General features: G+C 72.6%; 15 protein-coding genes. 1 reads left to right on the top strand and 14 read right to left on the bottom strand.

Translation table 11 applies throughout. The features are described from left to right. Positions 1-11: 11 nt before the first annotated feature. From lgt to hisI, 8 genes are all read right to left on the bottom strand, one after another. Entirely contained in the window at positions 12-1172 is a 1161-nt protein-coding gene (gene lgt, locus ACX80W_RS13020; RefSeq protein WP_459283928.1) for a prolipoprotein diacylglyceryl transferase, read from the bottom strand. Then, positions 1169-1972 (bottom strand): tryptophan synthase subunit alpha, encoded by an 804-nt coding sequence (trpA, locus tag ACX80W_RS13025; RefSeq protein WP_459283930.1) that lies wholly within the window; start codon positions 1970-1972, stop codon positions 1169-1171. Before trpA ends, lgt begins: the two co-directional genes overlap by 4 nt. Next, positions 1969-3330 carry a tryptophan synthase subunit beta gene (gene trpB, locus ACX80W_RS13030; RefSeq protein ID WP_459283932.1) on the bottom strand — a complete coding sequence of 454 codons (1362 nt, stop codon included), beginning with the start codon at positions 3328-3330 and terminating at the stop codon, positions 1969-1971. Before trpB ends, trpA begins: the two co-directional genes overlap by 4 nt. Positions 3331-3431: 101 nt before the next feature. After that, the gene (trpC, locus tag ACX80W_RS13035; RefSeq protein WP_459283934.1) at positions 3432-4247 is read right to left on the bottom strand and encodes an indole-3-glycerol phosphate synthase TrpC; all 816 of its coding nucleotides are present in this window, start codon (positions 4245-4247) and stop codon (positions 3432-3434) included. Further along, positions 4248-4553 carry an HGxxPAAW family protein gene (locus ACX80W_RS13040; protein ID WP_459283936.1) on the bottom strand — a complete coding sequence of 102 codons (306 nt, stop codon included), beginning with the start codon at positions 4551-4553 and terminating at the stop codon, positions 4248-4250. Between the two features lie 100 nt (positions 4554-4653). Next, positions 4654-5250 carry a Trp biosynthesis-associated membrane protein gene (locus ACX80W_RS13045; RefSeq protein WP_459283938.1) on the bottom strand — a complete coding sequence of 199 codons (597 nt, stop codon included), beginning with the start codon at positions 5248-5250 and terminating at the stop codon, positions 4654-4656. Beyond that, on the bottom strand, positions 5247-6815 hold the full coding sequence (locus tag ACX80W_RS13050) for an anthranilate synthase component I (protein ID WP_459283940.1): 1569 nt from the start codon (positions 6813-6815) through the stop codon (positions 5247-5249). The genes ACX80W_RS13045 and ACX80W_RS13050 overlap by 4 nt, the downstream gene beginning before the upstream one ends. A gap of 4 nt (positions 6816-6819) precedes the next feature. Continuing rightward, positions 6820-7248 carry a phosphoribosyl-AMP cyclohydrolase gene (gene hisI, locus ACX80W_RS13055; protein ID WP_459283942.1) on the bottom strand — a complete coding sequence of 143 codons (429 nt, stop codon included), beginning with the start codon at positions 7246-7248 and terminating at the stop codon, positions 6820-6822. 79 nt (positions 7249-7327) lie between these two features. Here hisI and ACX80W_RS13060 point away from each other — a divergent pair, with 79 nt between their 5' ends. Continuing rightward, the gene (locus tag ACX80W_RS13060) at positions 7328-7972 is read left to right on the top strand and encodes a TIGR03085 family metal-binding protein (RefSeq protein WP_459283944.1); all 645 of its coding nucleotides are present in this window, start codon (positions 7328-7330) and stop codon (positions 7970-7972) included. 16 nt (positions 7973-7988) lie between these two features. On the opposite strand, the gene hisF is transcribed toward ACX80W_RS13060, so the two are convergent. The 6 genes from hisF to ACX80W_RS13090 form a co-directional block, all read right to left on the bottom strand. After that, entirely contained in the window at positions 7989-8759 is a 771-nt protein-coding gene (gene hisF / locus ACX80W_RS13065; RefSeq protein WP_459283946.1) for an imidazole glycerol phosphate synthase subunit HisF, read from the bottom strand. Between the two features lie 8 nt (positions 8760-8767). Then, positions 8768-9613, bottom strand: coding sequence for an ATP phosphoribosyltransferase (gene hisG, locus ACX80W_RS13070; protein WP_459283948.1), 846 nt, complete (start codon positions 9611-9613; stop codon positions 8768-8770). Positions 9614-9669: 56 nt separating this feature from the next. Beyond that, positions 9670-9933, bottom strand: a complete 264-nt coding sequence (locus ACX80W_RS13075) for a phosphoribosyl-ATP diphosphatase (RefSeq protein WP_459283950.1) — start codon at positions 9931-9933, stop codon at positions 9670-9672. An 86-nt stretch (positions 9934-10019) separates the two neighbouring features. After that, the gene (gene ribH, locus ACX80W_RS13080; RefSeq protein ID WP_459283951.1) at positions 10020-10502 is read right to left on the bottom strand and encodes a 6,7-dimethyl-8-ribityllumazine synthase; all 483 of its coding nucleotides are present in this window, start codon (positions 10500-10502) and stop codon (positions 10020-10022) included. Then, entirely contained in the window at positions 10499-11176 is a 678-nt protein-coding gene (gene ribB, locus ACX80W_RS13085; protein WP_459283953.1) for a 3,4-dihydroxy-2-butanone-4-phosphate synthase, read from the bottom strand. Before ribB ends, ribH begins: the two co-directional genes overlap by 4 nt. After that, positions 11173-11838, bottom strand: coding sequence for a riboflavin synthase (locus ACX80W_RS13090; RefSeq protein ID WP_459284016.1), 666 nt, complete (start codon positions 11836-11838; stop codon positions 11173-11175). Before ACX80W_RS13090 ends, ribB begins: the two co-directional genes overlap by 4 nt. Positions 11839-11840: the final 2 nt, after the last annotated feature.

Genomic DNA, 11840 nt, shown 5'->3' on the forward strand with positions numbered 1-11840 from the left:
GGAAGCGTCCTTTAGGGGCGGTGGCCCGGGGACTGGGTTCGGGAGGCCGAGTCCCGTGGCTCCGCGTTCGCGGGGTCCTGTGACCCTGGGGTCACTGAGGAGCCATGTGTTTCGGAAAGATTACCACGGCCCTTTTCCGGCGTCGCCGAGGCGTCCGCCCCGCGGACATCCGCGTCGTCCGAGGCCGGGGCGGCGGGCTTGGCGCCGCTGGCGGGCTTGGCGTCGGTGGCCTTCGCACCCGTGCCCGTCGTGGACCCGGTCTTCCCGTCCTCGACGGCCTCCGCGGCCGGCTCCCGTCCCGGGAGGTACACCGAGGGCGCCCCGGCGCCGCGCAGGCGGCGGCTGAGGTACACGAGGATGGCCACAGAGATCAGGAACACCACGATGGAGACCCAGACGTTCAGGCGTGCGGTGATCCCGAACAGGGAGATCATCTCGGCGTCGTCGATCCGCAGCGCCTCGATCCAGACCCGGCCGAGGGTGTAGTAGGCGGCGTACAGCCAGAACATCCGCCCTCCGCGCAGCCCGAAGCGTCGGTCCGCCAGCAGCAGCAGGGCCACCCCGGCGAGGTTCCACAGGGATTCGTAGAGGAAGGTGGGGTGGAAGAGCGTGCCCGGCTCGGCCGAGGCCGGGAAGGCGGGGTTGTCGGCGTCGATTTCGAGGCCCCACGGCAGGTCGGTCGGCGCGCCGTAGAGTTCCTGGTTGAACCAGTTTCCCCATCGCCCGATCGCCTGGGCGAGCAGCACGCCGGGGGCGGCGGCGTCGGCGAAGGCCGACAGGCGGATCCCCGCCCGGCGGCAGCCGATCCAGGCCCCGACGGCGCCCAGGGCGACGGCGCCCCAGATGCCGAGGCCGCCAAGCCAGACCTGCGGGATGAGCGAGAGGTCGCCGTCGGGCCCGAAGTAGGCGTCGGGCGAGGAGAACACGTGGTAGAGCCGGCCGCCGATGATGCCGAACGGCACCGCCCACACGGCGATGTCCCAGACGGCCTCGGGCCGGCCGCCGTAGCGGGCAAAGCGCTTCTGCGTCAGCCACAGGGCGAGGATGATACCCAGCAGGATGCATAGGGCGTAGAGGTGGATGGTCAGCGGGCCGAGGCTGAAGCTGGCCCACTCCGCGGGCGGGCTGGGGATCGACGCCGGGACCAGCGCGGGAAGGGGCACAGCGTTCATGAGGGGTTCTTTCCGGTTCCGGTGCGAAGGTCCTTGCAGAGGGCGGCCACGGCGGGCACCCCGCCGTCGCGCAGTGCCGCCACCAGCGCGGTGCCGACGATGACGCCGTCGGCGTAGCGTGCGATCTCCGCGACCTGCTCGGCGCTCGAGACGCCGAGGCCCACGCAGACGCGTTCGGCGCCGGCGGCGTGGGCGTCCTCGACGACGGCGCGCGCGGCGGCGCCCACCGAGGTGCGGGCGCCGGTGATGCCCATGACGGAGACCCCGTAGACGAAGCCGCGGCTCGCCTCCACGGTGCTGCGCATGCGGGCGGGCGAGGTCGACGGCGCCACGAGGAACACGCGGTCGAGGCCGAACTCGTCGGAGGCGGCCAGCCACTCGGCAGCCTCGTCGGGGATCAGGTCCGGGGTGATGAGCCCGGCGCCGCCGGCCTCGGCCAGGCGGGCGGCGAAGTCCCGCACACCCATGCGCATCACGGGGTTCCAGTAGGTCATGACCAGGACCGGCACGTCGGTGGCGCTGGTGATGCCGCGGACGACGTCGAAGATCTGGGGCACGGTGAACCCGCCGGCGAGAGCCTGCACCGTGGCGTCCTGGATGACCCGGCCGTCCATCACCGGGTCGGAGTAGGGAATGCCGATCTCGATCAGGTCGACACCGTTGGCCGCCATGGCCAGGGCCGCCTCGATGCTGGTGGGCACGTCGGGGAAGCCGGCGGGCAGGTAGCCGACCAGGGCGGTGCGCCCCTCGGCGCGGGCCTTCTCGACCGCGGCGGCGGCCTTCGAGGACAGGGTCTTCACAGCTGCTCCCCTTCCTGGGCGATTTCCTGCTCCGCGCTCTCGTCGGGCAGCAGGTCGAAGTATTCGGCCGCTGTGGCGACGTCCTTGTCGCCGCGCCCCGAGAGGTTCACGATGATGACCTTGTCCGCTGCGCTCTCCCCGGGGGCGAGATCCGCCGCAAGGCGCCGGCCGACCCTCAGTGCGCCGGCGAGGGCGTGCGCCGTTTCGATCGCGGGGATGATGCCCTCCGTGCGGCACAGCAGCTTAAAGGCGTCCATGGCCTCGCGGTCGGTGACCGGCTCGTAGGAGGCGCGGCCGATGTCGGCGAGGTAGGCGTGTTCGGGGCCGACGCCGGGGTAGTCAAGGCCGGCGGAGATGGAGTGGGACTCCAGCGTCTGCCCGTATTCGTCCTGCATCAGGTAGGACCGGGCGCCGTGGAGCACGCCGGGGCGGCCGAGGGTGATCGTGGCGGCGTGGCGTCCGGATTCCACGCCGTCGCCGCCGGCCTCGAAGCCGTAGAGGCGCACCGACGGGTCGTCGAGGAACCCGTGGAAGATGCCGATGGCGTTGGAGCCGCCGCCGACGCAGGCGCAGACGGCGTCGGGGAGCTTGCCGGTCTGCTCGAGGACCTGGGCGCGGGCCTCCTCGCCGATCACCTCGTGGAAGTAGCGGACCATCGCCGGGAACGGGTGGGCCCCCGCGGCGGTGCCGAGCAGGTAGTGGGTGGTGTCGACGTTGGCCACCCAGTCCCGCAGGGCGTCGTTGATGGCGTCCTTGAGCGTCTGGGAGCCGTTGGTGACCGGGATGACCTCCGCGCCAAGCAGCTGCATGCGTGCGACGTTCAGGGCCTGCCGCCGGGTGTCCTCGGCGCCCATGTAGACGACGCATTCGAGCCCGAGGAGCGCGGCGGCGGTGGCGCTGGCCACCCCGTGCTGGCCGGCGCCGGTCTCGGCGATCAGGCGGGTCTTGCCCATGCGCTTGGCCAGCAGGGCCTGCCCCAGGACATTGTTGATCTTGTGCGAGCCGGTGTGGTTCAGGTCCTCGCGCTTGAGGAAGATCCGGACCCCGCCGGCGTGGGCGGCGAAGCTCTTCGCCTCGGTCAGCAGGGAGGGCCGCCCGGCGTAGGTGGCGTTGAGTTCCGCGACCTGGGCGGTGAACTCCGGGTCGGCCTTGGCCGACTCGAAGGTCTCCTGCAGTTCATCGAGCGCGGCGATCAGCGACTCCGGCATCCAGCGTCCCCCGTAGTCCCCGAAGTACGGGCCGGGCGCGTGGCGCAGGCTCCCGGGGTGCGCCTCGTGGGTCAGGAAGGCAGCGGCGGCGTCGCCGTCGATCTCTTCGGCTGCCTTGGTAGCCCGCTCGCCGGTGTGCTGGTGTGTCATGAGCTTTCCTGTCCTGGATCCTTCGGGGCCGGCTGCTGCCGGCCGGATTCGCTGCTGGCGGGCCCGCCGGGGCCCTGCGCCCGGTTAGAGCGGCCGGTGCCTCACCGCTGCCGCAGCCCGGAACGGTCCCGCGTCCCGACCGCCCGGAACTGCGCGACCGCGGCCTCCGGGTCCTCGCCGCGGACGAGGGCCTCGCCGACGAGCACCGCCTGGGCGCCCAGGGCGGCGAACTCCTCGACGTCGGCCACGGTGCGGACACCGGACTCCGCGACGGTGACGGCGTGCTCCGGGATCCGGCCGGCCAGGTCGGCGAAGACCGACCGGTCGATCTCGAGGGTCTTGAGGTTGCGCACATTGACGCCGAGGATCCTGGCGTCCAGGGCGGCAGCGCGGTCGACCTCCTCGGCGGTGTGCGTTTCGACGAGGGCGTTCATGCCCAGTTCGTGGGTCAGGCCGAGGAAGTGCTCGAGCTGGGCGTCACCCAGCGCCGCGACAATGAGCAGGACGAGGTCCGCGCCGTGGGCGCGCGCCTCCCAGATCTGGTAGTCCTCAACGGTGAAGTCCTTGCGGAGCACGGGGATGCGCACGCTCGCCCGGACGGCGTCGAGGTCGGCCAGCGACCCGTTGAACCGGCGCTGTTCGGTCAGCACGCTCACCACGGCGGCGCCGCCTGCCTCGTAGCGGGCGGCCAGGGCGGCGGGGTCCGCGATGGGCGCCAGCCTACCCTTGGACGGGCTGCTGCGCTTGACCTCGGCGATCACCTGCAGGGCGCGTCCGTCGCCGCGCAGGGCGGCGAGGGCGTCGGCGGCCGGTGCCTGCTCCAGCGCGCGGGCGCGCACCTCGGCCAGGGGCACCCCGGCGGCCCGGAGGCTGAGGTCCTCTCGGACGCCGGAGATGATGTCGTCGAGAACGCTCACCTAGTGGCCGTTGTTCTTCAGCTTCGACCCGCCCACGCCGTAGCCGATCCGGCGCATGACGAAGCCGACGAGCAGCCCGACGAACATGACGAGGATGCCGATCCAGAACAGCACGGTGCCGGCATCGCGGTTGCCCTCGGTGCTGGCGAAGATGTAGGCGAAGGAGGACACGGCGGCGCCCAGGATCATGATCAGGACGCAGGTCCACGCCGCGGGGCTGTTGCCATGGCCGATCGTCTCATCGCCCATCTGGGCGTGGCTCTCAGGCGAGTTCCGGTTCGGAGCTGCGGTCGTGTTCTCTGCCATGGTGATTCTCCTTCTGGGTGTCTTCGTACATTCTGCCACTATCGGCCCCGGTCCACCGACCCGCCGCACTCCTGTGAACCGAGGGTGTCGGGGCCCGCGCTCAGCGTGTCGGGTCCTCCCCGGAGGTCAGGCGGTCCCAGCTGTCGATGTCGGTGGCGTGGGCCGACGCGGCCCGGGCCGGAGCCGCTGAGCCGGTGGTCCTCTCGTAGCGCAAGGCCCGCTCCCAGTGCCGCCCGGCCACGGCCACCCAGACCGACGCCGCGGCCAGGAGCAGCCCGGCGCCGGCGGCCAGCCAGGGCATTCCGGTGGCGGCGGACGTGGCGCCGGAGCCGCCGCTGATGCCGATGGCCTCGCCGATGGCCGGGGCGGCGGCCGCCGCGGGGTCGAGGCCGATGCGGATGCTGGTGAGGAGGATCCCTGCTCCGGCGAGGAACAGGATCCCCGCAACGATCCACCGCGCCACCCGCCCGGCGATGGAGACGGCCAGGGCCGCCGCCAGCGCCACCAGCGCGAACGCGCTCACCGGGGTGGCCGCGTCGCTGCCCGGGACCGCGAGGTCGGGGGTCTGCACCGCCTCCCGGGGCAGGCGCACCTCCAGCCAGGTCTGGGTGGTGGTGCCGAACGCGAACAGCGCCACCGCCACGATCATCAGCACGACCGTACCGCGGCGCTGCATCCGGGGCCTGGCGGCGCTCATCGTGCGGCTCCCGTGGCGGAGGGCTGGGCGCTGCCGGCCGGGCGCAGGCCGGCGGCGGCGAGGGCGGCCCGGAGCGGTGCGGCGGCCTTGTTGACGGTTTCGAGGGCCTCGGCTTCCAGGACGGAGTCGGCGACGATCCCGCCGCCGGACTGCACGTAGGCCTTGCCGTCGCGCAGCAGGGCGGAGCGGATGGCGATGGCGAGGTCCATGTCGCCGGCGAAGTCGAGGTAGCCGACGACGCCGCCGTAGATGCCCCGGCGGTGGGGTTCGAGTTCATCGATCAGGCGCAGCGCCCGCGGTTTCGGCGCCCCCGAGAGGGTGCCCGCGGGGAAGGTCGCGGCGAGGACGTCATAGGCGGTGCGGCCGGGGGCGAGGCGCCCGACGACGGTGGAGACAAGGTGCATGATGTGGCTGAACCGCTCGATCTCCATGAACTGCGTGACGTCGACGCTGCCGGGCCGGCAGACCTTCGAGAGGTCGTTGCGGGCCAGGTCGACGAGCATGAGGTGCTCGGCCTTCTCCTTCTCGTCGGCCCGCAGTTCCTCCGCCAGCGCGCGGTCCTCCTCGGGGCCGGCGCCGCGCGGGCGCGAACCGGCGATCGGATGCGTGATCACCTCGTCGCCGGTCACCGTGACAAGCGCCTCGGGTGAGGAGCCCACGATCGAGTACTCCCTGCCGTCGGGATCCTCGAGGCTGAACAGGTACATGTAGGGGCTCGGGTTCGTGGTCCGCAGGATGCGGTAGACATCGAGCGCCGCGGCGCCGCAGTCGAGTTCGAAGCGGCGCGAGATGACGACCTGGAAGACGTCGCCGTCGACGATCGCCTGCTTTCCGCGCTCGATGGCCGCCAGGTAGAGCGGTTCGTCCCAGCGTTCGCGCACCCGCTCCATCAGCTCCGCCGCCGGGGCCGTGGCGAGGACGGAGACCGGCTGGTCGGCGGGCTCGGCGAGGGCGGCGAGCATGCTGTCAATGCGCGCTGCGGCGTCGTGCCACGCCTCGTCGACCCGCTCGTCGGAGCCGTCGAAGTTGATGGCGTTGGCGACGAGGGTGAGCGAACCTTCGGAGTTGTCGTGGATGGCCATGTCCGACACGAGGCACATGGCCAGCTCGGGCAGCTGGAGGTCGTCCTCGGGCGGGCTGGTCAGGCGCTCCCAGTGGCGGACCGCCTCCCAGCCGACGAACCCCACGAGGCCCGAGGTGAACGGGGGAAGGCCGGGGAAGCGTTCGGTGCGCAGGGCCTCGACGGTGAGCCGGACCGCCTCGACGGGGCTGCCTGCGGTGGGCACCCCGGCGGGAGGTTCGCCCAGCCAGTGGGCCGAGCCGTCCCGGGAGGTCAGGGTGGCCCGGGACTTGGCGCCGATGAACGAATACCGGGACCAGACTCCCCCGCCGGCGGCGGACTCCATCAGGAAGGTGCCGGGCCGCCCGTCGGCCAGCCGGCGGTACACCCCGATGGGCGTGTGGGCGTCGGCCAGGACCTTCACGGAGACCGGAATGACCCGGCGGTCCGCGGCCAGGCGGCGGAACTCCTCCAGGGTGGGGCTGATCGTTCCAAGCTGCTGCATCCGCCTAGCCTTCCTTGCCCGCGTGCGCGGCATCGGGCCGGCTGCCGGTGACGGCATCCAGCGCCCGGCCGTCGAAGCAGGTGCGGGTGCCGGTGTGGCAGGCCGCCCCAACCTGGTCCACCGCAACGAGCAGCGCGTCGCCGTCGCAGTCGAGGGAGACCGACTTCACCCACTGCGTGTGCCCGGAGGTGTCGCCCTTGCGCCAGTACTCGCGGCGGGACCGCGAGTAGAACGTGACCCGGCCGGTGGACAGGGTGCGCCGGAGGGCCTCGTCGTCCATCCAGCCGAGCATGAGCACCTCAAGGGTGTCGTACTGCTGCACGATGGCGGCAACGAGGCCGGCGTCGTCGCGCTTGAGCGCGGCGGCGACGCCGGGGGCGAGGCGGACGGCGGGGTCCGCGGGGGTCGGGGGGCCTGGCTGGGGAGAAGACATCGCTGTTAATTCTAATGCCGCGCAAACGCGCCCCGCGCAGCGCCTCCGGGGAGGCCGGTTCGTGCTAGTTTTTCCAGTGATGCGCTACGTAACTCCGTCCCGCGAGGTTCTGGCCGAAACGCTGATGGCGGCAGGCCCGGACTCCCCCACGCTCTGCGGCGGCTGGCGCACCCGGGAGCTGGCGGCGCACCTCTACCTGCGGGAACACCGGCCCGCCCACGGCGCGGGCCTGCTGGTGAAGCCGCTGGCGGCGGCCGCCGAGCGGGCAGTGCGCAGGACGGCGGAGGCCGCCGCGACCCCGGAGGAGTACACCGCCCTGGTACAGAAGTTCCGTGCCGGGCCGCCGGCGCTGTCGCCCCTGCGCATCGGCGGGATCGCCCGCAACGCGAACCTCGTCCAATACTTCGTGCACACCGAGGACGTGCGGCGGGCCGGCACCCGGTGGGCGCCGCGGGCCCTGGACGAGGGCTACTCCTCGACGCTGTGGGCCGAACTCATCAAGCGCGCGGCCCTGCTCTACCGGGGGGTGGACGTCGGCATCGTGCTGGTGCGGCCCGACGGTCCGCGCCACGTGGCACGCCGCGCCCCGGTGTCGGTGGCGATCATCGGCGAACCTTCGGAGCTGCTGCTGCACGCCCACGGGCGGCGGCGGCAGGCCCTTGTCGCCTTCGAGGGCAGGCCCGAGGCGGTGGCGCTGCTCGAGAGCGCCGACGTCGGGCCCTGACCTCCCCCGGGCCCGCCTAGCGGACGGGGTACCCGGCGTCCCGGATGGCCTTCTTGACCTGCGCGATGGCGTCGGGAGGCCCGAAGTGGAAGATCGAGGCCGCCAGCACCGCATCCGCCCCCGCCGCCACGGCCGGCGGGAAGTGCTCCGGCGCGCCGGCACCGCCCGAGGCGATCAGCGGCACCCCGACCGCCGCGCGCACGGCGCGGATCAGCTCAAGGTCGAATCCGTCCTTGGTGCCGTCGGCGTCGATCGAGTTCAGCAGGATCTCGCCCACCCCGCGGTCCGCGGCCTCCCGGGCCCACGCGACGGCGTCGATCCCGGTGCCGGTGCGCCCGCCGTGGGTGGTGACCTCGAACCCCGACGGGGTCTGCGCGCCGCGCGTGCGGCGAGCGTCGAGGGAGAGGGTGAGCACCTGGGAGCCGAAGCGCCGGGTGATCTCGTCGATCAGGGCCGGTTCGGCCACCGCCGCGGTGTTGATCGACGCCTTGTCCGCGCCGTAGCGCAGCAGCCGGTCGACGTCGGCGGCGCTGCGGACCCCGCCGCCCACGGTCAGCGGGATGAACACCTCCTCGGCGGTGCGGCCGACGACGTCGAACGTCGTCTCCCGCTGGGAGGATGAGGCGGTGACGTCGAGGAAGGTCAGCTCGTCGGCTCCGGCCCGGTCATAGCGGTGCGCGAGCTCCACCGGGTCGCCGGCGTCGCGGAGGTCTTCGAACTTCACGCCCTTGACGACGCGGCCGGCGTCGACGTCGAGGCAGGGGATCACGCGGATTGCGACAGCCATGGGAGCCCCTAGATCCTGCAGGCGTGGATGGTGCTTACGAGGATGGCGCGCGCGCCCAGGTCGTAGAGCTCATCCATCACCCGGTTGGTCTGGTTGCGCTTGATCATGACGCGCACGGCGACCCAGTCGGAATCGCGCAGCGGGGAGACGGTGGGCGATTCGAGGCCCGGGGTGAGCGCGGCGGCCTCATCGACGAGTTCCTTGCGGATGTCGTAGTCCATCATCACGTACTGGCGGGCCACGAGCACGCCCTGCAGACGGCGCAGCAGGACGTCGAGTCCGGCGGGCGCCTGCACCCCGGCCCGGCCGATCAGCACCGCCTCGCTGCGCAGGATCGGCTCCCCAAAGATCTCCATGCCGGCGGCCTTCAGGGTGCTGCCGGTCTCCACGACGTCGGCGATGGCGTCGGCCACGCCGAGGCGCACCGAGGACTCCACGGCGCCGTCGAGCCGGACGACGGTGGCCTCGACGCCGTGCTCGGTGAGGTAGTCGCGCAGCAGCCCGTCGTAGCTGGTGGCCAGGCGCTTGCCGGAGAGTTCCTGGAGGGAGGAGAAGTTCCCCACCGGTCCGGCGAAGCGGAAGGTGGAGGCGCCGAAGCCGAGCTGCAGGAGCTCCTCGGCCTTGACCTGCGCGTCAAGGAGCAGGTCGCGGCCGGTGATGCCGACGTCGAGCGTGCCGGAGCCGACGTACACGGCGATGTCGCGCGGACGGAGGAAGAAGAATTCGATGTCGTTCTCGGGGTCGACGAGAACCAGCTCGCGCGGGTCGCGGCGCTGCCGGTAACCGGCCTCGGCCAGCATGGCGGTCGCGGATTCGGAGAGCGCGCCCTTGTTGGGAACTGCTACACGAAGCATTGGGGAGTCTTTCGCTCGAAGAGGTGGGGGTCGAGGATCAGTGGCCGCGGGTGCGGCTACAGATGCTTGTAGACGTCCTGGAGCGTGAGGCCCTTGGCGAGCATGAGGACCTGCAGGTGGTAGAGCAGCTGGGAGATCTCCTCGGCGGCATTCTCGTTCGACTCGTACTCGGCGGCCATCCACACTTCGGCGGCTTCCTCGACGACCTTCTTGCCGATTCCGTGCACGCCGGAGTCCAGCTCGGCCACGGTCCGGGACCCGGCGGGGCGGGCGGCGGCCTTTGCGCTCAGCTCCTCGAAGAGGGAATCAAAGGTTTTCACCCTGCCAACGTTACTGGGTTCCGCCGCCGGGTCCCGCATCCGGGGGGCGGGGGTGTGATCAACACCTCCGGCCCCCTGGGCGCCGCCTACATCTTCCAGGGGCGCAGGGCCGCCGCCGCGGCCAGGGCCGCGGTGACCGCCTCGTGGCCCTTGTCCTCCTTGGATCCGGGCAGCCCGGCCCGGTCCAGGCCCTGCTGCTCGGTGTCGCAGGTGAGCACGCCGAAGCCGACGGGAACGCCGGTGCGCACGCTGACCTCGGTGAGGCCGTCGGTGGCGGCGGAGCAGACGTATTCGAAGTGCGGGGTGCCGCCGCGGATGACGACGCCGAGCGCCACGACGGCGTCGAAGTACGGCGCCATCCTCGCCGCGGCCACCGGCAGCTCGAAGCTGCCCGGAACCCGCACCTCGGTGGTCTCCACCCCGGCCTCCGCGGCGGCGCGGCGGGCGCCGTCGAGCAGCCCGTCCATGATTTCGGTGTGCCAGCTGGCCGCGATGACCGCGAGCTTCAGCGGGGCCTCCTCGGTGCTGACGCCGCTGATGTCGATGACTGGGGCTCCGTGGCCGCTCATGGGGTTCTCCTAGGTGTTTCGGTGGGGGTGGGTGCGGCGCCTGCCGCGGACCGCAGGTGGGCGGCCAGGTCTTCGATTGAGATCAGGGGAAGGGAGTGCTCGTCGGCGAAGGCCCGCAGCGCCGGCAGGCGCATCATGCCGCCGTCGTCGTGCACGAGCTCGGCGATGACCGCGGCAGGCTGCAGGCCCGCCAGCCTGCACAGGTCCACCCCCGCCTCGGTGTGGCCGGGGCGCTGGAGCACCCCGCCGGGGGCCGCGCGCAGCGGAAAGACGTGCCCGGGGCGGGTGAGGTCGCCGGCCGAACTGGCCGGGTCCGCGAGCACGCGGGCCGTCCGCGCCCGGTCGGCGGCGCTGATCCCGGTGGTGACACCGGCCGCCGCGTCGCAGGAGACCGTGTAGGCGGTGCCCTTGGCGTCCTGGTTGACCGCGGTCATCGGCGGCAGGCTCAGCCGGTCGGCCGCCGCCGCCTCGAGCGGGACGCACAGCACGCCGGAGGTGTACCGCACGGTCCAGCCCATCAGGGCGGCGGTCGCGGCCTCGGCGGCGAAGATGATGTCGCCCTCGTTCTCGCGGTCGGCGTCGTCGACGACGACCACGGCGCGCCCGGCGGCGATCGCCGCCACGGCCGCGGCGATCCCGTCGAGCCGCACGCCGGCGCCGGGTCCGGAGGTCATGCCGCCGCTCCGGCGTCCCCGGTGCCGGGGTGCTGGGCGCGTTCGCCGGCGGGGGCGAAGCCGAGGAGGCGTTCGGTGTACTTGGCCAGCACGTCCATCTCCAGGTTGACGGGGTCCCCGGGGGCCTTGGCGCCGAGGCCGGTCTCCGCGAGGGTCGTGGGGATCAGGCCCACCTCGAACCACGGCTCCTGCTCCTGCGGTGCGCTGACCGCGCTTACGGTGAGGGAGACGCCGTCGACCGCGATGGAGCCCTTCTCGGCCGCGTAGCGGGCCAGGGACGCGGGAAGGGAGAAGCGCAGCCGGTGCCACGCGCCGAGGTCCTCGCGTTCGCGCAGCACGCCGAGCCCGTCCACATGGCCCTGGACGACGTGCCCGTCGAGCCGCCCGCCGGCGGGCACGCAGCGCTCGAGGTTCACCGGCGCGCCCGGGGCGAGGGCGCCCGTGGTGGTGCGGCGCAGGGTCTCCCCCATGACGTCCACCGCCACCCGGCCCCCCTCGAGCCGGACGGCGGTGAGGCAGACGCCGTTGACGGCGATGGAGGCGCCCGGGGTGAGGCCGGTGCCGGTGTCGGCGGCCTCGAAGACGAGCACCGCGCTTTCCCCGTCGGCGGCGAGGTCGAGGGAGACCACGCGTCCCTGTTCTGAAACGATTCCGGTGAAGATGG

The sequence above is a fragment of the Arthrobacter melezitosi genome (genome assembly GCF_054511055.1).

Coding starts and splice junctions, on each gene's coding strand:
- trpB (WP_459283932.1), bottom strand. CDS start 3,330: ATGACACACCAGCACACCGGCGAGCGGGCTACCAAGGCAGCCGAAGAG.
- ACX80W_RS13040 (WP_459283936.1), bottom strand. CDS start 4,553: ATGGCAGAGAACACGACCGCAGCTCCGAACCGGAACTCGCCTGAGAGC.
- hisG (WP_459283948.1), bottom strand. CDS start 9,613: ATGCTTCGTGTAGCAGTTCCCAACAAGGGCGCGCTCTCCGAATCCGCG.
- ACX80W_RS13050 (WP_459283940.1), bottom strand. CDS start 6,815: ATGCAGCAGCTTGGAACGATCAGCCCCACCCTGGAGGAGTTCCGCCGC.
- ribH (WP_459283951.1), bottom strand. CDS start 10,502: ATGAGCGGCCACGGAGCCCCAGTCATCGACATCAGCGGCGTCAGCACC.
- hisF (WP_459283946.1), bottom strand. CDS start 8,759: ATGGCTGTCGCAATCCGCGTGATCCCCTGCCTCGACGTCGACGCCGGC.
- hisI (WP_459283942.1), bottom strand. CDS start 7,248: ATGTCTTCTCCCCAGCCAGGCCCCCCGACCCCCGCGGACCCCGCCGTC.
- ribB (WP_459283953.1), bottom strand. CDS start 11,176: ATGACCTCCGGACCCGGCGCCGGCGTGCGGCTCGACGGGATCGCCGCG.
- lgt (WP_459283928.1), bottom strand. CDS start 1,172: ATGAACGCTGTGCCCCTTCCCGCGCTGGTCCCGGCGTCGATCCCCAGC.
- ACX80W_RS13045 (WP_459283938.1), bottom strand. CDS start 5,250: ATGAGCGCCGCCAGGCCCCGGATGCAGCGCCGCGGTACGGTCGTGCTG.
- ACX80W_RS13060 (WP_459283944.1), top strand. CDS start 7,328: ATGCGCTACGTAACTCCGTCCCGCGAGGTTCTGGCCGAAACGCTGATG.